We start from the raw sequence: 25397 nt of genomic DNA, 5'->3' as shown, positions 1-25397 counted from the left end.
CGAAACTCTATAGTTGGGCACCCCACAGAAACACACCTCCAGCAGGACTTTTCATGAGTGACAAAAAAGCGACATTGACCGTCGATGGCATCGACGGAGCCATCGATCTGCCGATTTATTCCGGCACCCTGGGGCCTGACGTAGTAGACGTGGGTGGCCTCACCGGTAAAGGTATGTTCACCTACGACCCCGGCTTCGTTTCCACTGCCGCCTGTGAATCCCAGATCACCTACATCGATGGCGGCAAAGGCACCCTCCTGCACCGCGGCTACCCCATCGACCAGCTCGCCGAGCAATCCGACTACCTCGAAACCTGCTACCTCCTCCTTTACGGAGAGCTGCCCTCCAAGGCCCAGTACGAAAAATTCGTCAGCACCGTCAAGAACCACACCATGGTGCACGAACAGATCCGCACCTTCTTCAACGGTTTCCGTCGCGACGCCCACCCTATGGCCATCATGTGCGGTGTGGTCGGCGCCCTGTCCGCCTTCTACCACGACTCCCTGGACATCTCCGATGAACACCACCGCCAGGTAGCGGCCTTCCGCCTGATCGCAAAAATGCCGACGCTGGCGGCAATGAGCTATAAATTCTCCATCGGCCAGCCCTTTATGTACCCCGACAACAGCATGGGCTACGCCGAGAACTTCCTGCACATGATGTTCGGCAACCCTTGCGAGCCCAGCAATATCAGCCCCACCCTGGCCAAGGCCATGGACCGCATCTTCCTGCTGCACGCCGACCACGAGCAGAACGCCTCGACCTCCACGGTACGCCTGGCGGGCTCCTCCGGCGCCAACCCCTTCGCCTGTATCGCCGCTGGCATTGCCGCCCTTTGGGGCCCCTCTCACGGTGGCGCCAACGAGGCCGTACTGGAGATGCTGGAAGAGATCGGCGATGTGTCCCGCATCGACGAATTCGTGGCCCGCGCCAAGGACAAGAACGACCCCTTCCGCCTGATGGGCTTCGGCCACCGGGTCTACAAGAATTTCGACCCGCGCGCGAAGGTAATGAAGGAAGCCGCCGACGAGGTGCTGGCGGAGCTGGGCATCGAAAACGATCCGCTGCTGGCCATCGCCAAGAAGCTGGAGCAAATTGCCCTGGAAGACGAGTACTTCATCGAGAAGAAGCTCTACCCGAATGTGGATTTCTATTCCGGCATTATCCTGAAGGCGATCGGCATCCCCACCAGTATGTTCACGGTAATTTTCGCTGTGGGCCGCACGGTGGGCTGGATTGCCCACTGGCACGAGATGATCAGCGGCAGCTACCGCATCGGCCGCCCGCGCCAGCTGTACACGGGCCACCCGCAGCGCGACTACGTGGCACTGGACAAACGGTAATCGCCGCCTGAAGCCTGCCTGATACGAAGGGGCCAGCGTGAGAAATCCGCTGGCCCTTTTTTGTTGGTTGCCAGGGTTACACAGCTAACCGGGGATTGAGCGCTGAACTTGTGTGGTGGCGGTCACCACTGCCGGGGAGGCTTTCGCAAACCGCCAAAAAGCGGACGTCCATGTCAGGCTTCTGGGCGTCCGTCCATGGACGCCCAGATTTGCTACAGCCTCCCCGGCAGCGGCTCCCTTCTCGATAAGCCCCGTGAAAACGACCACCAATGCGTCAGAAAGAATGCCTTCAGCCAACAAGATGAAGCATAAGAACCCGATTGCTGATCATCGCTCCACTGCCGATGAGAAGGCTTGCGCGGCCGGGGTCCCTTGAGCGAACGTCGGCGGCCATGGATGGCCGACGTCGAGCCTGACATGGATGTCTGCTTTTTGGCGGTTCGCGCAAGGGGCCCCGGCCGTGAAAGCCGCCGATCAACCAACAGCAAAATGCCAAAACAAAAAAGGCCCGCCGCCGAAGCAACGAGCCTTTCGTGAGGGTGCAGAGCCTTACCCTGCACTGGATACGTCAGTGCGCCGGGGCAGCGCCTCCCGGTATCAGATCAGGCTTTTTTTCATCGTGCTCCCCCGACAGCGCATACTTCGCCGCGCGCAGGGCTTCCAGGCGGCTTTCATAGTCACTGCCGGGCACGTTGCCCATCAGGCCGCTCAGTACCTCGCGAACCTCCTCGCTCATCCCCGCCAGAAACAGCGACTTGCCACCGCTCTTGGCATCCGTGGCGATCGTCTCGATCGCCAGCGCCGCCGACAGGTCGAGGAAGGGCACACTGGAAAAGTCCAGGATCATGATGCGCGTGCCCGGCTCGCTGTGCTCGCGCACATGGTGGCCGAGGTCCGCCGCCGCGCCAAAGCTCAGCGGGCCGCCGAAATCGAACAGCGATACCTGCTTGCTGATTGCAGACAGCAGCTCCTTCTCTTCCGGCGAATCCAGGTGCTCCGGCAGGTTTTTCAGGCTTTCCACCTGGGTCTTGGCAACCTGGCGCACAAAGGCCAGCGCTGCCAGTACCACGCCGGCAGCCACCGCCGTAATCAGGTCGACAAACACCGTCAGGCCCAGTACCAGCACCATCAGCGCCAGATCCCAGCGCGGACCGCGGTGGGCGCGCTTGAGGTAGCTCCAGTCGATGATGTCCAGGCCGACCTTGACCAGGATACCGGCGAGCACCGCATGGGGAATGTTGGCCGCCAGCGGACCGAGGCCCAGCACCACCGCCAGCAGCACCAGGGCGTGCGTCATGCCGGACAGGTTGGTTTTACCACCGGTGCGAATATTGACCACAGTACGCATGGTGGCGCCGGCACCGGCAATGCCTCCGATCAGGCCGGCGATGCCGTTACCGATACCCTGCCCGATCAACTCCTTGTTGGAGTCGTGGCGGGAGCGCGCCATGTTGTCGGCCACCAGGGAGGTCAGCAGGCTGTCGATGGCGCCAAGAATGGCGAGAATGACTGCCGCCTCGACCACCAGGAACAGACTGTCACGATCGAAAACGGGCATGTGCAGGCTGGGTAGACCGGTGGGAATATTGCCGAGTACGGGCACATTCAGCGCAAAGAAAGCAATCAGGGTGCCAGTAATCAACGCAGCCAGCGGTGCTGGCAAATACTTACCCCATTTCGACGGCCACAGGTAGCACATCGCAAGGGTGCCGAGGCCGAGGGCCAGAGCGGCAAAATTGATGTCGGACAGCGCATGGGGCAGGAAAATCATCGCTTCCACCGGCTCCCCGGGAGGCGCGTGCCCCATCAGGCGACCGAGTTGCAGGATGATGATGATGGCGCCGATACCGGACATGAACCCGGAAATTACCGGGTAAGGCACCAGGCGGATGTACTGGCCAACGCCGAGCACACCGAACACGATCTGCAGTACCCCGGCCAGCATCACCGCGGTAAATACCAGTTCCACACTGCCGGACAAGCTGGCAAAAAGACCGGCCAGCACCACCACCATCGGTCCGGTGGGTCCGGAAATCTGCGAGGGCGTTCCCCCGAACAGGGCGGCGAAGAAACCCAGCGCTATCGCACCGTAGAGCCCCGCCATGGGGCCGAGACCCGAGGCCACGCCCAGGGCGATGGCCAGGGGCAACGCGACAACGCCGGCGGTAACCCCGCCGGCGATGTCGCCCCGTACATTACTGAAATCCAGCTTGACCATTTCAGGCCTCCACGCTGCCTGCGGCTGCAGACTTGCCACTCAACGGCGTCATGCTGCGAGTGGCTTCGTCATAGCACAGCACCTCACCGGTGCCGATGTTGTACAACCAGCCGTGCAGTTGCACTTTTCCTGTCGCCAATTTGGCGGCGACCGACGGATGGGTGCGCAGATGCTGCAACTGCAGCGCCACATTTTCCGAGGTCACACAGTCGAGGTGCTCGGCGCAAACCTCGCCTTTCTGCTCGCGCACGACCTCCACTGCGGCACGACAGTGACCCAGCCACTCCTTGACGTGTGGCAGGGTGACAAGGGATTCAGGGTTCAGCGCGCCCTTCATCGCGCCGCAGTCGGTGTGGCCGCAGACCACGATGTGACTGATGCCGAGTACCGCTACGGCGTATTCGATGGAGGCGGTCATACCACCGGTGTCGTTGCTGTGGGGCGGCACGACATTGCCGGCATTGCGCAGGATGAACAGTTCACCAGGTTGGGTCTGGGTAATCAGGCTGGGATCGATACGGGAATCGGCACAGGTGATGAACAGGACTTCAGGCTGCTGCCCATCGGCCAGTTCGCGAAAGCTCTCGGCTTTCTCGGGATAAACTTCGCGGCGAAATTTGGCGACACCGGATAGAACGTGATCCATGGTTACTCCTTCACGGATGACTGTTGTGGATTGGCGTGGGTATGAGTGACAAATTAGCTTGATAATTTCATAGAAGTATCTGTAAGTTGTTGATAGCCTAAAACTATCAGACATCTGTGGAGCAACTTGTGGCACGCCCGAAAGAACCGACCCTGCGTCAACTTGAATACTTCGAAAACGTCGCCCGCCTGCTCAGTTATCGCGGCGCCGCGGAGGAGCTGCAGATCAGCCAGCCAGCGCTTACCGCCCAGATCAGCACCCTGGAGGCGGGTCTGAACGTAGCGCTACTGGAGCGCTCCCGCAGCGGCACCCACCTCACGCCGGAGGGCCGCGAGCTACTGCCCTATGCGCGGGAAGTGCTGTCGACCATGCGCAACCTGCGCGAGCGGGCGGCAGTGGTGAGCGAGGGGCGGCAGACCACTTACCGGCTCGGCGTCCCCCCCACCCTCGGCCCCTACCTGCTGCCCCACGTGATGCCCGAATTGCACAAACGCCACCACAAGCTCAAGCTCTATGTGCGCGAACAACCGCACCAGATTCTGCTGCAGGAATTGCGCAGCGGCTCCCTCGACATCGCCATCCTGCCACTGCCGGTGCGCGCCGAAGACCTGATTATCGAGGGCCTGTTCAGCGAACCGCTGCGCTATGTGGTACCTGCGGATCACCGCCTGGCCGGCAATCCGGTGGTGCGCCCCCCGCAACTCAGGGGCGAGCGGGTGCTGACACTGGAAGCGCAGCACCATATCCATTCACTGGTGAAAAATGTCTGCGACAGGATTGGCGCGGTGATCGAACGCGACTACGAAGGCACCAGCCTCGACACCCTGCGCCAGATGGTAGTGATGGGACTGGGCACGGCCTTTCTTCCCGCCCTGTACATTCACTCCGAGATGCACAAGCCGGAGGCGCTCTATGTCAGCCAGCTGGAAGGTGTGCCGCTGGTGCGAGACCACGGCCTGGCCTGGCGTGCAGCCGCCCCAAGCCGGCACTTCTACCGCGAACTCTCCGCGGACATCCGCGAGTTCGTGGGGCTGCGCCTGGGCGATGTGGTGACCATCGCCAATACCAGCCGCCGCTAGCGGGCCGGTAATTTTCCCGCCGCAACGGCGTCACGGCAGGATTCGGGGTACACTAGCGGCCATTCAAAGGCCCCGAAATCGGGTCCGCCATTTCACCTTCAGGAGTTCCCGCATGACCGCCATCGTCATCAGCGGCACCGGCCTCTACACCCCGCCGGAGTCCATCAGCAACGCCGAGCTGGTGGCCGCCTTCAATACCTATGTCGACAATTACAACCGGGACAACGCCGACGCCATCGGCCGCGGTGAACTGCCCGCCCTCGCGCACTCCTCCGAAGAGTTTATTCTCAAGGCCTCGGGCATCAAATCGCGCTATGTGGTGAACAAGTCCGGCGTCCTCGACCCGGAGCGGATGACGCCCAGTATTCCCGAGCGCAGCAATGACGAGCCCTCGGTACAGTGTGAAATGGCAGTGGCCGCAGCCCGCGAGGCCATGGCCCAGGCCGGTAAAACGGCCTCTGATATCGACGCCGTGATCGTCGCCGCCTCCAACATGCAGCGCCCCTACCCCGCTATGGCGGTGGAAATCCAGGCGGCCCTGGGTATTGAGGGTTACGGCTTCGACATGAATGTGGCCTGCTCCTCGGCCACCTTCGGTATCCAGCAGGCCCGCGACGCCATCGCCAATGGCAGCGCCCGTTGTGTGCTGATGCTGAACCCGGAGATTTGCAGCGGCCACCTCAACTTCCGCGACCGCGACTCCCACTTCATCTTTGGCGATGTCTGCACCGCCGTGATTGTCGAACGCGAAGACAGCGCCACCAGCAGCGACTGCTTCCGCATCCTCGACAGCAAGCTGCAGACCATGTATTCCAATAACATCCGCAATAACTTCGGCTTTCTCAACCGCGGCGACGAAAGCGGCATCGGCATGGCGGACAAGCTGTTCGTACAGGAGGGGCGCAAGGTATTCAAGGAGGTCTGCCCGGCAGTGGCAAAGCAGATGTCGGAACAACTCGAGCGACTGGACATCCCCCCCACCCGCCTGCGCCGCATGTGGCTACACCAGGCCAACCTCAGCATGAACCACCTGATTGCCAGGAAGGTCCTGGGGCGGGAGGCCACCGACGAGGAAGCGCCCACCATTCTGGACGAGTACGCCAATACCAGTTCCGCCGGCTCGGTGATCGCGTTTCACAAGCACCGCGCGGACATGGGCAGCGGCGACCTCGGCGTACTGTGCTCCTTCGGCGCCGGCTACAGTATTGGCAGCGTAGTACTGGAAAAGTGCTGACGCGCTACTAGAGCAGCTGTTCGAGCGCCTCTACGAGTATCTCGCAGTCCGCGCGACTGCCAATACTGACTCGCAGGAAGCGGTCGATACGCGGCCTGGCGAAGTGCCGCACGATGATGCCCTGCTCCCGCAGGGCCTCGAACAACTCCCGGGCATGCCGCTGCGGGTGGCTGGCAAAGACAAAATTTGCCGCTGAAGGCAAACACTCAAAGCCCAGCCGCGCCAGCTCGCCACACAGCCACGCCCGGGTCTCCATCACCTCGTTGCAACCGGCCCTGAACCAGCTTTCGTCCTCCAGCGAGGCCACCGCCGCGCGCTGGGCAATGACATCCAGGGGATAGGAATTAAAACAGTTCTTCACCCGGTTCAGGCCCTCGATCAGCTCCGCCTGGCCGAGGGCGTAACCGACCCGCAGCCCCGCCAGTGCCCGCGACTTCGACAGGGTATGCACCACCAGCAGATTGTCGAACTCCGGAATCAATGCCGCCGCCGATTCGCCACCAAAGTCGATATAGGCCTCGTCGATAATCACGACACTGTCGCGGTTGGCCTGCAACAGGCGGCGAATATCTTCAAGCGGCAGCAGAATGCCGGTGGGGGCATTGGGGTTAGGCAGGACGATGCCGCCATTGGGTTCGGCGTATTCGCCCACCTTGACCGCAAAATGTTCATCCAGCGGCACCTGGCGACAGGCGATGCCATAGAGGCCGGCCCACACCGTATAGAAGCTGTAGGTAATATCCGGGAACAGCACTGCTTGCGGATGCTTGAGCAGGCCGAGGAAGGCGTGGGCCAGCACTTCATCAGAACCGTTACCGACAAACACCTGCGCGGGGTCGAGAGCGAAGCGTGTGGCTATCGCCTGGCGCAGGGCCACCGATTCCGGATCCGGATAGCGCCGCAGCTGGTCGCCGCTGGTACTGCGAATGGCCTCAAGCACCTTCGGTGATGCCTCGATCGGCGCCTCGTTGGTATTGAGTTTGACCAGTCGCTGGTGACGGGGCTGTTCCCCCGGCACATAGGGAACCAGCGTGTGGGTAATCTCGCTCCAGAAACGGCTCATGGCCAACCTCCACCCGGCGGCTATCGCAGAGACAAAAAAGCCCGGTGCAATACCGGGCTTTTTGCCGCGCCCAAAAGGCGCAATTGTATGGCGTCCCCTAGGGGGTTCGAACCCCTGTTCCCGCCGTGAAAGGGCGGTGTCCTGGACCACTAGACGAAGGGGACGCAGCGTTCCAACCTGTGTGTTGGAAGCGCGGTATTTTACTCATGCGTCGGATCAATGCAAGCGCGACGCGCGACAAAAACCGGAGGCGACAGCCGCCATCGAGCATAAGGCGCTCAAAACCTGCCCCCAGTCCCGGCAAAGTGCTGCCAGAAACAGCCCGTGGGACGCGCCGCCTCAGTCGCGACGCCGGGATTCCTCGACCTGGGCGACGACCTCATCGGGCTCGATATGGCGCACATCGAGGCCGCGCACCAGATAGACAACGTGCTCAGAGATATTGCTGGCGTGATCGCCCACCCGCTCCAGACTGCGCAACGCCCACATTTCGTTGATCACCGGCCCGATGGTACGGGGGTCTTCCATCATGAAGGTGATCAGGCTGCGCATGGCCGTGGCGTATTCGGTGTCCACCGAGCGGTCCGACACGATGGTGTCCACCGCCATGTCCACATCGAGGCGGGCAAAGGCATCCAGCGATTTGCGCAACATCGTATTGACGTAGCTGCCTATGTGGCGGATTTCCACAAAATTGCTGGGCGAGCCACCCTCCTCCGACAGGCGCACCGCCTGGCGGGCAATCTTGGAAGCCTCGTCACCGATACGCTCGAGGTCGGTGGTGACCTTGGAGATAGTAAACACCAGGCGCAGGTCGGAGGCCGCCGGCTGGCGCCGGGCCAGAATGCGCGAGCACTCCTCGTCGATACTGATCTCCAGTTTATTGACCAGTTCATCGTTGGCGATGATCTCTTCCGCCAGGCCACTGTCCCGATTCAGCAGGGACTCGATAGCGCGGGAAATCTGCTGCTCGACCATCCCGCCCATTTCCAGCAGATGATTCTTGACCGCTTCCAGTTCGGCGTTGAACTGGGCGGAAATGTGCTGCTTGTAGCTGTCCTGTTGCAACATCGCGCTTGCGTCTCCTGGAACGGCAGGCCGGATTAACCGTAGCGACCGGTGATGTAGTCCTCGGTCTGCTTCCTGGCGGGATTGGTAAACAAATTGTCGGTGGTATCGAACTCTACCAGCTTGCCCATGTACATGAACGCCGTCATGTCTGACACCCGCGCGGCCTGCTGCATGTTATGGGTCACAATAACTATAGTGTAGCGGGATTTCAGCTCGTAGATGAGTTCCTCGATCTTCAGGGTGGAAATCGGGTCCAGCGCCGAGGCCGGCTCATCCAGCAACAACACCTCGGGTTCCACCGCAATGGTGCGCGCAATCACCAGACGCTGCTGCTGACCGCCGGACATGCCCAGGGCGCTCTCGTGCAGGCGGTCTTTTACCTCGTCCCACAGGGCCGCGGCGCGCAGGGACTTTTCCACCACCTCATCCAGCACGCGCTTTTTGTTGATGCCCTGGATGCGCAGGCCGTAGGCCACGTTCTCGTAAATCGATTTGGGGAAGGGGTTGGGCTTCTGGAACACCATGCCCACCCGCCGACGCAGGCTGGCCACGTCCACTCGCGGGTGGTAGATGTCTTCGCCATCCAGCAACAGTTCACCCTGCACACGGCAGCCGTCCACCAGGTCGTTCATACGGTTGATGCAGCGCAGCAGGCTCGATTTGCCGCAGCCGCTGGGGCCGATGAAGGCCGTCACCCGCTGGCGCGGTATTTCCAGCTTGATGTCGTAGAGCGCCTGGGCATCGTTGTTGTAGAACAGGTTGAGACCGTTCACCGCCAGGCAGGTGGGCGGTGTGTCCTGCTCCGCCTTCAGGCTGCCGCGTCGCAGCGCCTGGATATCGATGGCGTGATTTTCCAATTTAGTTCTCCAGTGACTTGTAGCGCTCGCGCAAATGGTTACGCAAGTAGACTGCCGCCAGGTTCAGCAAAGCGATAAGTATCACCAGCAACAGGGCGGTAGCGTAGACCAGCGGCCGCGCCGCCTCGACGTTGGGACTCTGGAAGCCCACATCGTAGATGTGGAAGCCCAGGTGCATGAATTTCTGATCCAGGTGCAAGAACGGATAGTTGCCGTCCACAGGCAGCGAAGGCGCCAGTTTTACCACCCCTACCAGCATCAGCGGCGCCACCTCCCCCGCCGCCCGAGCCACCGCCAGGATCAGGCCGGTCATCATCGCCGGACTCGCCATCGGCAGCACCACCCGCCACAGTGTTTCCGCACGGGTGGCGCCGAGGGCCAGGCTGCCCTCGCGAATCGACTTGGGAATGCGGGCCAGCCCCTCCTCCGTGGCCACAATCACCACCGGCAGGGTCAGCAGGGCGAGGGTCAGCGAGGCCCACATCAGGCCGGGGGTGCCAAAAGTGGGGCTCGGCAGTGCGGCAGGGAAGAACAACTGATCCAGTTCGCCGCCGACGAAATAGACAAAAAAGCCGAGGCCGAAGACCCCGTAGACAATGGATGGCACACCGGCCAGGTTGTTCACTGCCACACGGATAGTGCGGGTGATAAAACCCTGCCGGGCGTATTCACGCAGGTAAACCGCCGCCACCACACCGAAGGGTGTCACCATGATGGACATCAGCAGCACCATAATGACGGTGCCGAACATGGCCGGGAAAATGCCGCCTTCTGTATTGGCTTCCCGCGGCTCATCACTGAGAAACTCCCACAGCTTTTCGAGATACATGGCGCACTTCTGCCACAAACTCATTGCATTGGGCTGGTAGGCCCTGACCACCTTGGCGACAGGCAACTCCACCACCCGGCCGTCCGCCAGGCGGGCGCTGTAGCTGGCACCCTGGATACTCTGGTACAGGCTCTGCAACTGACTCTGGAGAGCCTGGTAGCGGGCGTCGAGTTCAGCGCGTTCGGCCGCCAGTTCAACCTGCGCGGCAGCATCCAGTTGGCCGTCCAGTTGCAGCGACCGCTCGCGCAGGCGCAGGCGCTCCATCTGGTGGTTGATGGCACCGATCTCGATGCGCTCTATACCGTGAATTTCCTTGCGCACCTCGAGGGTATCGGCGATCTGCGCCTGGAAGGCCTGCCACAACTGCTCCGGCTGCGTGGCATCTGCAAGCATTTCACCGTCAGCCTCAACCGATACCAGCTGGCCGTAGAAGTTGCCCCACTCCAGTCGCTCCACAACCACGATGTCCCGCGGCCAGGAGGGATCGGACATCTGCTCATCCAGTACCCAGACGAAATCACTGCCCAGGTAATCGCGATTGCCCTGCTTCACCAGGGAGCGGCCGTAGAAAGGCCCCGGCCCCTGCAGTTCGATACCCGCTTCGCTGAGCTGCTCGCCAGACACCTGCACCTGCTCGACCACCTCACCCAGCAAGGGCTTCTGCTGACCCTGGTAGCTGCTGGTGACAGCCATCACATTCCGCGGCCAGAAGTGGCTTAATCCGCGTACTGCCAGCAGCAGGATCAAGCCCAGCACGGCGATGACGCAGATGCTGACTGCCGCCGCATTGAGCCAGATCATCGGCTCGCCGCTGCGAAACCAGGCGATCGGGCCACGATGGCCCTTGGCGTATATGTCAGACTGCTGCGCCATCAAAGCGACCCATACTTGCTGCGCAGGCGCTGGCGAACCAGCTCTGCGATGGTGTTAAACACGAAGGTGAAGAGGAACAGGACAAAGGCCGCTAAAAACAGCACCCGGTAGTGGGTGCTGTCCACTTCCGCCTCGGGAACTTCCACCGCGATATTGGCGGACAGCGTGCGCATGCCCTCGAAGATATTGGCATCCATGATCGGCGTGTTGCCGGTGGCCATCAGCACGATCATGGTTTCACCCACGGCGCGGCCGAGGCCGATCATCAGGCCGGAAAAAATGCCCGGGCTGGCGGTCGGCAGCACGACCCCCACCAGGGTCTGCCAGGGCGTGGCCCCAAGTGCCAGGCTGCCATCGCTGAGATGCTGCGGTACCGAGAAAATGGCGTCTTCGGCGATGGAGAAAATCGTGGGGATGACCGCCATGCCCATGGCAATACCCACCACCAGCGAGTTGCGCTGGTCGAAAGAAATACCCAGTTCCCGGGTGATCCACAGCCGCATGTCACCGCCAAACAGCGTCAGTTCCATGGGGTCGTTGAGGGCAAAGCTGAGATAGCCGATCAACACGACGACGGGCATCAGCAGGGCCGCGTCCCAACCCGTCGGCACCCGACTGCGCAGGGACAGGGGCAGGCGGGAAAAGGCATAGGCAAACAGCAATATGCCCACTGGCATGAATACCAGCAGGGTGAATATTCCGGTGAGCTTGTCCTCGATAAAAGGCGCCAGCCACAGGCCGGCGAGGAAGCCGAGGATCACCGTGGGCAGCGCCTCCATCAACTCGATCACCGGCTTGATCTTGCGACGCAGCGCCGGCGCCATGAAATAGGCCGTGTAGATGGCGCCGCAAATGGCCAGCGGCGCCGCCAGCAGCATGGTATAGAAAGCCGCCTTCAGCGTGCCGAAAGCGAGCGGGGCAAAACTGTACTTGGGTTCGAAATCATTGTTGGAGGCCGAAGACTGCCAGATGTAGGCCGGCTCGTCGTAACTCTCATACCAGACCTCGTCCCAAAGGGCCGACCAGGAGACATCGGGATGTTCGTTGTGTACCTGCCACTGGCCCAGAACACCGCCCGACACCGCCACCAGCGCATCGCCGCGCGGCGCGATAGCAGCCACCGCAGCGCCCTCTATACCGAGGGGCGCGGCGTAGAGCCGGCGGTGGGCAGTGGTGTGGAAAAGCTGCAACTCACCCTGCCGGCCGATCAGCAGGAACCCTTTGCGCCGGTGTTCTGGCAGCAACTGCGTGGCGATCGCGCCATCGGTATCAAAGCTGCGGACACGGTTCAGGCGATTGCCGCCCTGGGCGTCCCGCACCATGAAGTACTGTGCCAGTTCACCCTTTTCCGAGGCTGCCAGCAGGGAAATGTTGCCGAGCAGCATGGCGCTGGTGGCCAGCGGGCCGCCGCCCTCGAACAGCGGCTCGGTGGCAACGATGGGCACTACGCCATCGTCGCCAACCCGGCTGATATCCAGCACGGTCACATAGCCGGCGCGATCGAGGCGGTACAGCCAGCGCTGGCCTGCGCCGAGATAAAGGGCGGCGGTCTGCCCGGCGAGACTGGGCAGTTGCAGCACTTCCTCTTCCAGGGTGACCTCGCCGGTGAGGAAGTTTTCCTCGCGGTTGTAACGCAAACCGCGCAGTCCGGCGCCGTCCAGGTCCGCCACCAGCAACAGGCCATTGTTACTGTCGCTGACCGCCAGGGCGCGCACGGCACCACTGCCAAGACGCAGTACCTGATCCGCATACAGGCGGTTCAGCGACGGGGTGATCAGGCGGCCGTCGTCGGGATAGGTGACACGGTAGTCGTGACGCGCCAGGGTCACTTCCCCATCGCCATGCCCCAGCGCCAGCAAGCGGCCTTCAGCACTGTCGCGGGCAATCACCGTCACCGGCGCATGGCCGGCAGCCAGATCCCGGCGACTGATGACACTGGCGTCCTCGACGCGGAAAAACTGTGCCTCTCCGCCCGCAGACACCGACAGTCCCACCTCACCCTGCTCCTCCACATAGAGCAGGGCCGGCGCCTCACCGGCCCAGTCATGCTGCACTCCGGGTTCCACCTCGGCGCTGCCGAACAGCGGCAGGACTTCGTACAGGAGGTAGAAGAAAATCAGCAGGATTGCCAGCAATACGCCAGTGCCACCGGCGGTGATGCTCACCGTCGCCAGGCGGTCCTTGATATACCGTAGCTTGGCGCGGTGGGCCGGTATGTACTGTGCCAGGTCTGTCATCAATTTGCCGTCAAAAGGAATAGTCGCTTGCCAAAATAGCGGAGGGGCCGCCATTGCGGCCCCCCGAAAAGACGCCGCTTACAGGCCGAGTTGTGCACTCAATCGCTCGACCACCGCCGCGGGCAGCGGAATATAGCCATCCTTGAGCACCACTTCCTGCCCCTGGCGGGAAAACACCAAACGCACAAACTCGCGCTCCAGCGGCGACAGGGGCGTGTTTGGATCCTTGTTGATGTACACGTAGAGGAAGCGCGACAGCGGGTAGGCGCCGGTCACTGCATTCTCCGGAGTCGCTTCGACCATCTCGTCGCCCTGCTTCTTGCTCAGCGGCACGGCGCGCACACTGGAGGTCTTGTAGCCAATGCCGGAATAACCGATACCGTTGATCGAGGTAGATACCGACTGCACCACTGAGGCCGAGCCAGGCTGCTCATTGACCGTGTTCTTGAAATCGCCTTTGCACAGGGCTACTTCCTTGAAGTAGCCATAGGTGCCTGATACCGAGTTGCGACCGAAAAGTTGCATGTCCCGCGATGCCCAGGCGCCTTCCAGCCCCAGCCCGCCCCAGCGGCTGACATCGTCGGCCCGACCACAGCGGCGAGTGGAGGAGAACACCGCATCGACATCGGCGATAGTCATGCCGGCAATAGGGTTGTCCTTGTGCACGTAAACAGCCAGTGCGTCGATGGCCACCGGCACCGCGGTGGGCTTGTAGCCGAAACGGGTCTCGAAGGCTTCGATTTCCTTGTCCTTCATCTTGCGGCTCATCGGCCCCAGGTTGGCGGTACCCTCGGTCAGGGCCGGCGGTGCCGTGGAGGAGCCGGCGGCCTGAATCTGGATATTGACGTTCGGGTAGGCGCGCTTGAACTCCTCGGCCCACAGGGTCATCAGATTGGCCAGGGTATCGGAGCCGATGCTCGACAGATTGCCGGACACGCCACTGGCCACTTCATAGTCAGCCAGGGCCGGATCCACTTCGTTCGCGGACAGGCTGCTCGCCAGGCCGAGCCCAATGACTGCCAGGGCTGTTTTGATCAGTTTCATGTGTGTCTCCAGGGCCGGTTGTCAGGTGGCGCCTACGTTAATCGCCAATTGTGACAGTTTTATGACATTTTCGCGTAAGCGCCAGATAAGCTGCTCCGCAAACGCTCAGGCGGGGCTGAACAACAGGGTAAAGGTGCTGCCCTTCCCGGGCCGGCTGTCAATTTCCAGCCGCGCCTGGTGTGAAGCTGCCACGTGCTTGACGATAGCGAGGCCGAGGCCAGTGCCACCTGTCTGTGAGGAGCGACTGTCATCGACCCGATAGAAGCGCTCGGTCAGCCGCGGCAAGTGGTTTTCGGCAATGCCGATACCCCGATCCTCCACCGAAAGCGCGAGATTGCCCTCCCGCGCCTGCCAGCGCACCGTCACCGGCTGGTCCTCAGCGCTGTATTTAAAAGCGTTGATCACCAGGTTGGAAATAGCACTGTGCAACTCCCGGTAGTCACCGAATACCTTGCCCTCGCAGTCCAGCTGCAGGTTCAGGCGTCGCCCGGGGTGGGAGGTCTGCATTTCATCCTGCAATTCCTCCAGCAAAGCCGCCACGTCTACCCGCTCGTGCTTGGGCAGACTTTCGACACTCTCGATCCGCGACAGCCATAGCAGGTCCTTGAGCAGATTCTCCATGCGCTGGGCCTGCTGGTCCATCTGCTGCAGGGGGCGTACATAGCGCGGCTCCAGCTGGTCGGCGTTGGCGAGAATCGTCTCCAGGTAGCCCTTGATCACCGTCAGCGGAGTGCGCAGTTCGTGCGAGACATTGCCGACGAAATCCCGTCGCATCTGCTCCAGTTGCGCCACCTTGGTAATGTCGCGGACGAATACCAGGCGGTCGCCCGCACCGAAGCGGGTAACCTCGAACTGGTAGATGCGCCGTTTGTCGCCGCCCATCTCCAACTGCAGGGGCTCGCCATAGCTCTCTGCCAGAAAGTACTTGTGAAAGGCCGGGATGCGCAGCAGGTTGAGCAGGGCCTGCCCGCGGTCCCGCGGGTACTGCAAGCCCAGCATGTGCTGGGCGGCGGTGTTACTCCACTCGATCGCCCCCTCCCGGGTCACCATCACCACGCCGTCGCGCATGGCGGCGAAGGAATCCTGCAGGTAGTCGACCGTGGATTGCAGGCGGGCGTAATTCTCGCGGTTGCGGCGTTGCAGGTGGTGAATCTCGTCGAAGACTTCACCCCAGATACCCATGCCCTCCGGCGCCTCCTGCTCCGGGTCCTGCAACCAGCGGTGGATCATCAACAACTGGCGCAGCCAGTAGACCGTCACGGCCACCAACGCCAGTGACACCCCCAGCCAGGGGCGCCCAAACAGCCAGCCAATACCGCCGCCGATAACGATCAACAGGCCGAGTCGCTGGAGTTCCAGCAGCCAGCCACCCGGCACTCTCACCGCGCTGCGACTCCCCGGCTGGAAAAGCGGTAGCCGGTACCACGGACGGTCTGGATCAGGTCGCTGTAGTCGCGCAAATCAGTTTGCAGCGCCTTGCGCAGACGACGGATGTGTACATCCACGGTGCGCTCCTCGACGTAGACATTGGCGCCCCAGACCTGGTCCAGCAACTGGTTACGGGTGTAGGCCCGTTCCGGGTGGGACATGAAAAACTGCAGTAAATTGAACTCCGTCGGCCCCATGTCCACCGGCTCGTCGGCGAGAAAGATGCGGCGACTCTCACCGTCCAGTACCAGTTCGGCGACCTGGATACGGTCTTCATCGTCGCCACCCGCCACCCGCCGCAGCAGGGCCTTGATGCGGGCAATGAGTTCCCGCGGGGCGAAAGGCTTGGTGATGTAGTCGTCTGCGCCGACATCCAGCCCCTGAATCACATTGTCCTCGGCGGTCTTCGCGGTGAGCATGATCACCGGAATATCCTTGGTGGTGTCGTTGCGCTTGAGGCGGCGCAGCAGCTCCAGGCCACTGCCACCGGGCAACATCCAGTCCAGCAGAACGATATCGGGGCGGTCATCCACTACGCGGGTAAAGGCCTCGTGGATATTCTCAGCCTCCAGGCAGCGAAATTCGGCGATTTCCAGCGCCATCCGCAGCATGTCGCGAATGGCGAATTCATCGTCGACGATCAGCACCTTGCGTTCATTCATTGGTCATACATCCCTGATAGCTCCATCTCGAGGAGTCTATTAGATGATGGAAATATGACAATGTTATTACAGCGGCGACAATTGCGGCCATCGTCACACCCACGCGGGTGAAATCGCCCCCGGAAACGGCATCGCCTGCGCCCGGGGCACCTCCCCCTAGCGCAGGCTGGCGTTGATATTCTGCAGCACCTTGTCGCCGGGGCAGAGATCCTCTTCCACCAGGGTATTGAGCGGGCGCCGGCTGGTCTCCAGCACCTCGTGCAGGTCGCGGGAGTCCTTGTCCATGTAGATCAGGCCGGTGAGTATCTGGCCCGAACTGCGGTAGCGCTCCAACGCCAGCAGGGCGGAACTGCGATCAAAGGGATCCAGTTCCTCTGACACCTTGTGCAGATGCAGCACCGAGCCGTCGTGCATGGTCACCTCCTGGCTCTGCCCCGGCGGGTAGCTGGTGGTGATTTCCTCGCGCATCGGCACGAAGTCCACGGTACCGGTTGCCGCGGCGTGCTCACGCACAAACTCGTAACTCTTGGTCGAAGCGGTATTGTTGTTAAAGGTGACGCAGGGCGATACGACATCGATCAGCGCGAAACCGCGGTGGGTCATCGCCGCCTTGATCAGCGGCACCAGCTGCTCCTTGTCGCCGGAAAAGGAGCGCGCCACGAAAGTGGCGCCCAGTTGCAGGGCCAGGCCCGGCAGGTCAATCGCGCCGAAGGGATTGGGGTCGCCCTTTTTACTGGCCGATCCCTCGTCGGCGGTGGCGGAATCCTGCCCCTTGGTGAGGCCGTAGCAACCATTGTTCATGACGATGTACACCATGTTCAGGTTGCGCCGGATAGCGTGGGTGAACTGGCCCATGCCGATGGACGCCGTGTCGCCGTCGCCGGAGACACCGAGGTAGAGCAGATCACGGTTGGCCATGGCCGCCCCGGTCACCACCGAGGGCATGCGTCCGTGCACAGAGTTGAAACCGTGGGACTTGCCGAGGAAGTAGGTCGGCGACTTGGAGGAACAGCCGATACCCGAGAGCTTGGCAATCTTGTGCGGCTCCAGCGACAACTCGTGGCAGGCGCGCACGATGGAACCGGAGATGGAATCGTGGCCACAGCCGGCACACAGGGTGGAAACCGAGCCCTCGTAATCAGCACGGGTGTAGCCGAGTTCGTTGCGCGGCAACTCGGGGTGGCGAAACTTCGGTACCTGATAACTCATCGCTTATTCTCCGTTACCGACAACACGTTCGCGGCGCAGGGGCGTCACGTTGTACCCGGGCATCTGCAGCAGAATCTGCTTGCGGATATTGCGGGCACTGATGGGCGTACCGTCAAAGCAAAGCACGGACTTCAGCTTGTCCGGCCCCAGTTCAAACTCCGCCATCAGCAGGGTGCGCAGCTGGGCGTCGCGGTTCTGCTCGATGATAAACACCCGCTCGTGCTCGTGCAGGAAGGCCTCGACCTCGTCGTTGAAGGGAAAGGCGCGGACGCGCATGGCATTGACGTGAATCCCGTCCTCGGCGAGGTAGTCCATCGCCTCGCGGGAGGACTCTTCACTGGTGCCGTAGTACAGCAGCGCGGTATCCGTTTTCTGTTTGCTGCGTATGACCTGCGGTTTCGGCACGTACTGCTTGATGGTTTCCCACTTGGCCATCAGGCGGTGCATATTCTTCTCGTACTCCTCGCCACGCTCGGTATAAACCGCGTACTCGTCGCGGCTGGTACCGCGGGTAAAGAAGGCGCCCTTCTCCGGGTGGGTTCCAGGGTAGGTGCGATAGCAGATGGCATCGCCATCCACGTCGAGGTAGCGCCCGTAGCGCTCGATCCTGTCGAGGTCATCCGCGGAGAGCACCTTGCCGCGGTCGTACTTGCGATCGTCGTCCCAGTGCAGGGGCTCGGACATATTGTCGTTCATGCCGAGGTCGAGGTCGGTCATCAGGATGATCGGCGTCTGCAGGCGCTCGGCGAGATCAAAGGACGCCGCCCCCATGTCGAAACACTCTTTCGGCGTCGAAGGAAACAGCAACACCTGCTTGGTATCCCCGTGGGAAGCATAGGCCGCTGACAGTACATCCGACTGCTGGGTACGCGTGGGCATGCCGGTGGAAGGACCGGCGCGCTGCACATCGAACAGCACCGTGGGTATTTCGGCAAAGTACGCCAGGCCCAGGAACTCACTCATCAGCGACAGGCCCGGACCGCTGGTGGCGGTAAAGGCGCGGGCCCCGTTCCAGCTGGCACCGATCACCATACCCATGGCGGCCAGCTCGTCCTCCGCCTGCACGATGGCATAATTGCGCGAGCCGGTACCCGGATCGATACGCAGGCGCTTGGCGTATTTTTCATAGGCATCGACCACCGAGGTGGAAGGCGTGATCGGATACCAGGCCGCCACCGTGGCACCGCCATAGATGGCGCCTAGGCCGAGGGCTGTATTGCCATCCAGCAGGATTTTTTCGCCCACCTGATCGCTGGTGCGCACGGTGATGCCGATGGGGCAATCGAGATTGGACTTCACATACTGGTGGCCGAGTTCCAGTGCGTGGATGTTGGGCAACACCAGTTTTTCCTTGCCCTTGAACTGATCGCCAACCAACTGGGTAATGACCGCAAAGTCCATGTCCAGCAAGGCCGCCAGCGCGCCGACATAAATCACGTTCTTGAACAGCTGACGCTGGCGCGGGTCACTGTACTGCTCGTTGCAGATGCGAGTCAGGGGCAGGCCGATAATATTCACATCATTGCGAATCAGGCGCAGGTCGAGGGGCTTGGTGTCGTCGTAGATGAAGTAACCGCCCGGCTCCACCTCCTTGATATCCTGCGGCATGCTCTGGGGGTTGACCGACACCATGATGTCGACACCACCGCGGCGCCCCAGATAGCCCTTCTCGCTCACCCGCACTTCGTACCAGGTGGGCAGGCCCTGAATGTTGGAGGGAAAAATGTTCTTCGGGCTGACCGGCAGCCCCATGCGGAACAGGGCCTTGGCGAACAGGTTATTGGCACTCGCGGAACCGGTACCGTTGACGTTGGCGAACTTGATGACAAATTCGTTGACTGCTTCGAGTGATTTCATGCCGCCTGCCCCGCCTTGCTCGTGTTATACAGGAACTTCTGCATATCCCAGGCCGTGGTTGGACAGCGCTCTGCGCACAGGCCACAGTGCAGGCACACGTTCTCGTCCTTCACCATCACCCGGGTAGTCGGCAGCGGCTCGGATACATAAAGATCCTGGGTCAGGTTCCCGGCCGGTGCGCTGAGACGGGTGCGCAGCTCGCTCTCCTCGCCATTGGCGGTAAAGCTGATGCAGTCCGTGGGACAGATGTCCACACAGGCGTCACACTCGATGCAGCGACTCTCCTGGAACACCGTCTGCACATCACAGTTGAGGCAGCGCTCGGCTTCCTTGAAACCGACCTCCAGGTCAAAGCCCAGCTCCACCTCCACTTTGCGATCACTGAGGGCCTGCTCCAGTGGCGCCAGCGGTACAATATAGCGCTGGTCGTTCTCGACCGCGTTATCGTAGCTCCACTCGTGGATGCCCATCTTCTGGCTCACCAGATTGGTAAAGGGTGGCGGGCGTTTCTGCACCGATTCACCGCGGCAGAACAGGTCGATACTGACTGCCGCCTGGTGGCCGTGGGCCACGGCGGTGATGACGTTCTCCGGGCCGAAGGCGGCATCGCCGCCGAAGAAAATTTTCGGGTTGGTGGACTGGAAGCTGGCCTCGTCCACCACCGGCATGTCCCACTTGTCGAAGTCGATACCGAGGTCGCGCTCGATCCAGGGGAAGGCGTTTTCCTGACCGATGGCCATCAGCACATCGTCCGCTTCCATGAACACCAGGTCCTCGCCGGTGGGTACCAGGCTGCGCTTGCCGTTGTCGTCGTACTTTGCCTCAACCTTCTCGAACAGCATGCCCTTGAGCACACCGTCCTCGACCACAAACTCCTTGGGCGTGTGGTTGTCGTAGATGGGGATGCCCTCATGCATGGCATCCTCTTTCTCCCAGGGGGAGGCCTTCATGTCGGCGAAGGGGCTGCGCACCACCACGCGCACATCCTCGCCGCCGAGGCGCCTGGAGGTGCGACAGCAGTCCATGGCGGTGTTACCACCGCCGAGCACCAGCACTTTTTTACCGATGCTGTCGATGTGTTCGAAGGCCACACTGGATAGCCAGTCGATGCCGACATGCACCGCATCACCGGCCTCCTCCAGCCCCGGCAATTCGAGCCCCTTGCCGCGCGGTGCACCGGTGCCGACAAAGATGGCATCGTAGCCCTTGTCAACAATGGACCGCATGCTGCTGACTTCGGTATCGAAGAAGGTGGTCACACCCATATCGAGAACGAAGTTCACTTCCTCGTCCAGCACCTGGATGGGCAGGCGGAAAGAGGGAATCTGGCTGCGCATCATGCCGCCGCCGGCGAACTGGTTGTCGTAGATATCGATGCTGTAACCCAGCGGCATCAGATCCCGCGCCACCGTCAGGGAAGCCGGCCCGGCGCCGATGCAGGCAATACGCTTGCCGTTTTTCTGCTCGGGAATGGCGGGCATGCGATCGCGCACCTCGCCCTTGTTATCTGCCGCCACCCGTTTCAGGCGACAAATTGCCACTGGCTCCTGCTCCAATCTGCCACGGCGACAGGCCGGTTCGCAGGGGCGGTCACAGGTGCGCCCCAACACACCGGGAAACACATTGGATTCCCAGTTAATCATGTAGGCGTCGGTGTAACGCCGGGCGGCAATCAGGCGAATATATTCCGGTACCGGGGTGTGAGCTGGACAGGCGTACTGGCAGTCCACCACCTTGTGAAAGTACTCGGGATTCTTTACATCGGTCGGTTCCACAGCAGCGACTTACTCCCGCACGGGTGCAATGCCCGCGTCTATTATTCAGGTCTCTGAAGTTTGTCACAGCTCCCCGGCCATTTCACCCGCCGGGCTCATGCATTTACATGAAAATGCTGTAACGGCGCTGGCTTAAAGGGGTTGCGGGCGGCATGTTAAACCGCGCCGCATAGGTGCTGGATGCGGCTGTCAGAAGATACCGAAGAACCAGCCGTCGTCCTGCAGGTCCTCTTCGCAGGTGGCCAGCTGCGCGGTGTAACTTGCGGCGCGCCGGGACACTTTCTGTGCCACTTTCTGCAGCCACTCCTTGCTGCGATAGCTGCCGCGGTTATAACCGCCGTGGCCCTCGTGATAGGCCAGGTAGAGCCGGTAAGTATCGGCGCGGTTGATGCCGCTGCGCTTGTAGGACTGGTAGTTGTACCAGCCGATAAAGTCGATGGCGTCACCGAAATCGTCGCGGTCGGCGCCATAGCGACCGGCATCGCGCTTGTAGCTTTTCCAGGTGGACCCCAATGCCTGACTGTAGCCGTAGGAGTCCGACGGTCGCGGCCCGGGAATGAAGCCGAGGATTTTCTTGCGCGGCGGTTTGGCCCGCGCCACAAAGCGGGACTCCTGGTGCATGATGGCCATCATCACCGGAATCGGGCTGCCCCACTCCTTGCGTGAATCCTCGGCCTCTTCGTACCAGTCGTCCTTTTCGTAAAAAATACTGCAGATATTGTCGACGTTATTGGGTGTCGACGCGCAGCCACCGAGCATCGCCAACGCCAACAGTACCGGGATGATTCTCACTATTCTCAAGGGTTCACTCCGTGTTGCGCCAGCAGTGCGATAAACGCGGCTTCATCGATCACTTCGATACCCAGCTCCCCGGCCTTCGCCAGCTTGGAGCCGGCACCGGGGCCTGCCACCACGCAATGGGTTTTGGCCGACACGCTGCCCGCCACCTTCGCCCCCAACGCCTGCAGGTGGGCCTTGGCATCATTGCGCCCCATGGCCTCCAGGCTGCCGGTCACCACCCAGGTCTGGCCGTTCAGCGGCAACGCATCGGCCTCGGGCACCTCGACATCGGGCCAGTGCACCCCGCCCGCCCGGAGCTGCTCAACCACCCCCATGAGGCCGGCGTCATCGAAAAACTGCCGCAGGTGGTCGGCCACCACGGGGCCGACGTCGGGTACTTCCAGCAGCTTTTCTTCGGAAGCGGCAGACAGCGCCTCCCAGCTGCCGAAGTGTCGGGCCAGGTTGCGGGCCGTGGCCTCACCCACCTCGCGAATGCCGAGGGCGAAGATAAAGCGCTCCAGAGTGGTGTGCCGGCTCTTTTCCAGCGCCTGCAACAGCTTGTCGGCGGACTTTTCGCCCATGCGTTCCAGGCCGACCAATTGATCCCGCTGCAGGCGATACAGGCCCGCGGCGTTATCGATCAGCTGCTGATCCACCAGTTGTTCAATGAGTTTGTCGCCAAGACCGTCGATATCCATGGCCCGGCGCGAGACGAAGTGGCGCAGGGCCGCCTTCTGCTGGGCGCCACACACCAGGCCACCCATGCAGCGCAGCACCGCCTCGTCGGGCTCGCGCTCCACCGCCGACCCGCACACCGGGCAGGTGTCAGGAAACATCACGTCCGCGGCATCTTCCGGACGCTGCTCCAGTACCACTGACACCACCTGGGGAATGACGTCGCCGGCCCGCCGCACGATAACGCTGTCCCCCACCTTGACGCCGAGCCGTTCAATCTCGTCGCTGTTGTGCAGGGTCGCATTACTCACCGTCACGCCGCCGACAAAGACCGGCTCCAGCCGTGCCACCGGGGTGATGGCCCCGGTGCGCCCGACCTGGAATTCCACCGCCAGCAGACGGGTGATTTCCTCCTGGGCGGGGAATTTGCGGGCGATGGCCCAGCGCGGAGCGCGCGATACAAAGCCGAGCTGCTCCTGCAGGGCAAGTTCATTGACCTTGTAGACAATGCCGTCGATATCGTAGGGCAGTGCATCCCGCCGCGCCGCCAGCTCCTCGTAGTAGGCATCGCAGGCGGCAAAGCCCTTAACAACCCTGGACTCGGAATTGATGCGCAGGCCCCAGCGGTGCAGGCAGTCGAGAATGTCTGACTGCCGGGCCGGCAATTCCCCCCCCTCAAACAGGCCCACACTGTAGCTGCACATTTGCAGGGGGCGCTGCGCGGTGAGACGGGCATCGAGCTGGCGCAGGGTACCGGCGGCGGCATTGCGCGGATTGACGAAGGTCTTCTCGCCCCTTTCCCGGGCGCGCGCGTTGATGTCCTCGAAGCCGGCCTTGGGCAGGTAGATTTCGCCGCGCACCTCCAGCAGGGACGGGTAACCACTGCCGCGCAAGCGCAGGGGCACCGACTGAATGGTGCGCACGTTATGGGTGATGTCTTCGCCGGTACTGCCGTCGCCGCGGGTGGCGGCGCGCTCCAGCGTGCCATCGCGATACAGCAGGCTGACGGCGATACCGTCCAGCTTGGGTTCGCAGGCGAACTCGAGGTCGGTATCCGGCTCCAGCTTCAGGCGATCCAGCAACCGGCGATTGAAATCCCGCAGTTCATCGGCATTGAAAGCGTTGTCCAGCGACAGCATCGGCAATTCGTGCCGCACCTGGGTAAAGCCGGCCAGCGGCTGCGCGCCGACCCGCTGGCTGGGCGAGTCGGGGCGCAGCAGGTCGGGGTGCTGCGTTTCCAGGTCCACCAGGCGCCGCATGGCGCGGTCGTACTCCGCGTCCGGTACGCTGGGATCATCGAGAACGTGGTACTGGTAGTTCCACTGCTCGAGTTGTTCCCGCAGGCTTGCCACTTCCTGCTCCGGACTCGCTGTCACGCCGGTCATTTCCCGTATGGCTTGCCTGGCAGACTCAGCGCGCCTTGGCCAGCAGGCGACGCTCGAGGTCGCGAATCTGCTGCCGGGCATGCTCAAGGGTCTGGCGGGTGAGTACGCTGCGTGTCTCGTCCAGCACGTCGCCCTTCAGGTTGCGGGCCACCGCCTGGGCGGTTTCGAGCATGTAGTCGTAGGCCTTCATCATGTCGTCAGGCCCGGGCAGGGTGACGAAGAACACCAGGCCCTTGGTGGTGAAATCTTCCATACGGTCGATATCGAACACACCCGGCTGCAGCATGTTGGCGACACTGAACTGGATAGGGCCCTTGCCGGTATCGTGCTCATGGCGGTGGAAGAAACTCATGTCGCCAAAGCGCAGGCCGCAGGCCAGGAGAATCTGCAAAATGTCATCACCGCGGAAGCCCTGGGGATCTCGCGCCACTACATTCAGCATGAATACTTCCGAGGCGATGTCCCGCGGCAGGTGGGCCTGGGCGCTGTGCTGGGGCTCCGGTTTCGGATCGGCCTCCAGCGCATCCAGCCAGTCGAGATTTTCCGGCTCGTCGCTATCGCTGCTCATGCCGCTGAACAGTTCGACCTCGTCTTCCCCCGAACGCGCAGAGTGACGGGCCGTGGCCGGTGCTGCTTCAGGCTTTGCAGGGGCCGCCGGTGTTTCCACGCGGGGCGGCTCAGGCCTTTTCGGTTCAACAGGCCTGGACGCCGCAGCCGGTGGCGATGCCTCCCGCTCTGCCGCCCCGGCCCTGGGCGCCGGCTTGTCGTCGCGGGGTTCAGCACGGGGAACAGTACGACTGGCGCTTGCCGGCTGCGGCGATGCCGGCCGGGAAGCCTCTACTGCCTCGTCGAAGTCTTGTTCAGCGCCATCTTCACTCCCGTCCATCGACGCATCGCGATTCACCACGCGGGCGCCGCCGTTGGGCAATTCCTTCAGCCAGGCGAGGTCAACGTCACGGGGACTGCGCCCCTCCTCCTCGCCGCTTTCGCCACGCGACAGTTTCATCCGCACCGGCGCCCGCCGGTCCTGATAAATACGCCGCCAGGCATCGGCCAACACCGCCAGTATCAGCAGTGTGCCGATGACTACCATCCAGTCCCGAATCGTTAAGTCCGCCATATCACTCGCGCC

General features: G+C 62.0%; 19 protein-coding genes and 1 tRNA gene. 3 read left to right on the top strand and 17 right to left on the bottom strand.

All coding sequences use genetic code 11. The features are described from left to right. Positions 1-53: 53 nt before the first annotated feature. The gene (gene gltA, locus FVW59_RS12135; protein WP_148064615.1) at positions 54-1343 is read left to right on the top strand and encodes a citrate synthase; all 1290 of its coding nucleotides are present in this window, start codon (positions 54-56) and stop codon (positions 1341-1343) included. Positions 1344-1911: 568 nt separating this feature from the next. Here gltA and FVW59_RS12130 read toward each other — a convergent pair. After that, entirely contained in the window at positions 1912-3561 is a 1650-nt protein-coding gene (locus FVW59_RS12130; protein ID WP_148064614.1) for a SulP family inorganic anion transporter, read from the bottom strand. Between the two features lies 1 nt (position 3562). Beyond that, positions 3563-4207 carry a carbonic anhydrase gene (locus FVW59_RS12125; RefSeq protein WP_148064613.1) on the bottom strand — a complete coding sequence of 215 codons (645 nt, stop codon included), beginning with the start codon at positions 4205-4207 and terminating at the stop codon, positions 3563-3565. A 128-nt stretch (positions 4208-4335) separates the two neighbouring features. On the opposite strand from FVW59_RS12125, the gene FVW59_RS12120 reads away from it, so the two are divergent. Both FVW59_RS12120 and FVW59_RS12115 read left to right on the top strand, forming a co-directional pair. After that, positions 4336-5286 carry a hydrogen peroxide-inducible genes activator gene (locus FVW59_RS12120; RefSeq protein WP_148064612.1) on the top strand — a complete coding sequence of 317 codons (951 nt, stop codon included), beginning with the start codon at positions 4336-4338 and terminating at the stop codon, positions 5284-5286. A 112-nt stretch (positions 5287-5398) separates the two neighbouring features. Continuing rightward, positions 5399-6520 carry a beta-ketoacyl-ACP synthase III gene (locus FVW59_RS12115; protein WP_148064611.1) on the top strand — a complete coding sequence of 374 codons (1122 nt, stop codon included), beginning with the start codon at positions 5399-5401 and terminating at the stop codon, positions 6518-6520. Positions 6521-6527: 7 nt separating this feature from the next. Here the strand turns inward: FVW59_RS12115 and hisC are convergent, their stop codons facing one another. The 15 genes from hisC to zipA all read right to left on the bottom strand — a co-directional run bounded on the left by hisC (position 6528) and on the right by zipA (position 25385). Beyond that, positions 6528-7583, bottom strand: coding sequence for a histidinol-phosphate transaminase (hisC, locus tag FVW59_RS12110; RefSeq protein WP_148064610.1), 1056 nt, complete (start codon positions 7581-7583; stop codon positions 6528-6530). An 88-nt stretch (positions 7584-7671) separates the two neighbouring features. Further along, positions 7672-7747 (bottom strand) — tRNA-Glu (locus FVW59_RS12105). Between the two features lie 175 nt (positions 7748-7922). After that, complete coding sequence (gene phoU / locus FVW59_RS12100) at positions 7923-8654, bottom strand: phosphate signaling complex protein PhoU (RefSeq protein WP_148064609.1); 732 nt, start codon at positions 8652-8654, stop codon at positions 7923-7925. Between the two features lie 32 nt (positions 8655-8686). Continuing rightward, positions 8687-9511, bottom strand: a complete 825-nt coding sequence (pstB, locus tag FVW59_RS12095; protein ID WP_148064608.1) for a phosphate ABC transporter ATP-binding protein PstB — start codon at positions 9509-9511, stop codon at positions 8687-8689. A 1-nt stretch (position 9512) separates the two neighbouring features. Next, positions 9513-11213 carry a phosphate ABC transporter permease PstA gene (gene pstA, locus FVW59_RS12090; RefSeq protein WP_148064607.1) on the bottom strand — a complete coding sequence of 567 codons (1701 nt, stop codon included), beginning with the start codon at positions 11211-11213 and terminating at the stop codon, positions 9513-9515. Then, positions 11213-13450, bottom strand: a complete 2238-nt coding sequence (locus FVW59_RS12085) for an ABC transporter permease subunit (protein ID WP_148064606.1) — start codon at positions 13448-13450, stop codon at positions 11213-11215. The genes pstA and FVW59_RS12085 overlap by 1 nt, the downstream gene beginning before the upstream one ends. Before the next feature lie 78 nt (positions 13451-13528). Next, complete coding sequence (locus FVW59_RS12080) at positions 13529-14494, bottom strand: PstS family phosphate ABC transporter substrate-binding protein (RefSeq protein ID WP_148064605.1); 966 nt, start codon at positions 14492-14494, stop codon at positions 13529-13531. Positions 14495-14599: 105 nt separating this feature from the next. Further along, positions 14600-15877 carry a phosphate regulon sensor histidine kinase PhoR gene (gene phoR / locus FVW59_RS12075; protein WP_148064604.1) on the bottom strand — a complete coding sequence of 426 codons (1278 nt, stop codon included), beginning with the start codon at positions 15875-15877 and terminating at the stop codon, positions 14600-14602. After that, a complete protein-coding gene (gene phoB, locus FVW59_RS12070; protein WP_148064603.1) occupies positions 15874-16584 on the bottom strand; it encodes a phosphate regulon transcriptional regulator PhoB in 711 nt (236 codons plus the stop codon). The genes phoR and phoB overlap by 4 nt, the downstream gene beginning before the upstream one ends. A 156-nt stretch (positions 16585-16740) precedes the next feature. Beyond that, positions 16741-17793, bottom strand: coding sequence for a 2-oxoacid:ferredoxin oxidoreductase subunit beta (locus FVW59_RS12065; RefSeq protein ID WP_148064602.1), 1053 nt, complete (start codon positions 17791-17793; stop codon positions 16741-16743). A gap of 3 nt (positions 17794-17796) precedes the next feature. Beyond that, positions 17797-19650, bottom strand: coding sequence for a 2-oxoacid:acceptor oxidoreductase subunit alpha (locus FVW59_RS12060; protein ID WP_148064601.1), 1854 nt, complete (start codon positions 19648-19650; stop codon positions 17797-17799). Continuing rightward, positions 19647-21425, bottom strand: a complete 1779-nt coding sequence (locus FVW59_RS12055; protein ID WP_148064600.1) for an FAD-dependent oxidoreductase — start codon at positions 21423-21425, stop codon at positions 19647-19649. Before FVW59_RS12055 ends, FVW59_RS12060 begins: the two co-directional genes overlap by 4 nt. Positions 21426-21614: 189 nt before the next feature. Continuing rightward, positions 21615-22226, bottom strand: a complete 612-nt coding sequence (locus FVW59_RS12050; protein WP_222711501.1) for a transglycosylase SLT domain-containing protein — start codon at positions 22224-22226, stop codon at positions 21615-21617. Next, complete coding sequence (gene ligA, locus FVW59_RS12045; RefSeq protein ID WP_148064599.1) at positions 22223-24265, bottom strand: NAD-dependent DNA ligase LigA; 2043 nt, start codon at positions 24263-24265, stop codon at positions 22223-22225. The genes FVW59_RS12050 and ligA overlap by 4 nt, the downstream gene beginning before the upstream one ends. A gap of 25 nt (positions 24266-24290) precedes the next feature. Next, positions 24291-25385 carry a cell division protein ZipA gene (zipA, locus tag FVW59_RS12040; protein ID WP_148064598.1) on the bottom strand — a complete coding sequence of 365 codons (1095 nt, stop codon included), beginning with the start codon at positions 25383-25385 and terminating at the stop codon, positions 24291-24293. Between the last annotated feature and the right edge of the window lie 12 nt (positions 25386-25397).

The sequence above is a fragment of the Parahaliea aestuarii genome (assembly GCF_008064635.1).
Classification (GTDB): Bacteria; Pseudomonadota; Gammaproteobacteria; order Pseudomonadales; family Halieaceae; genus Parahaliea; species Parahaliea aestuarii.
This window is presented reverse-complemented; position numbering and strand designations above follow the sequence as displayed.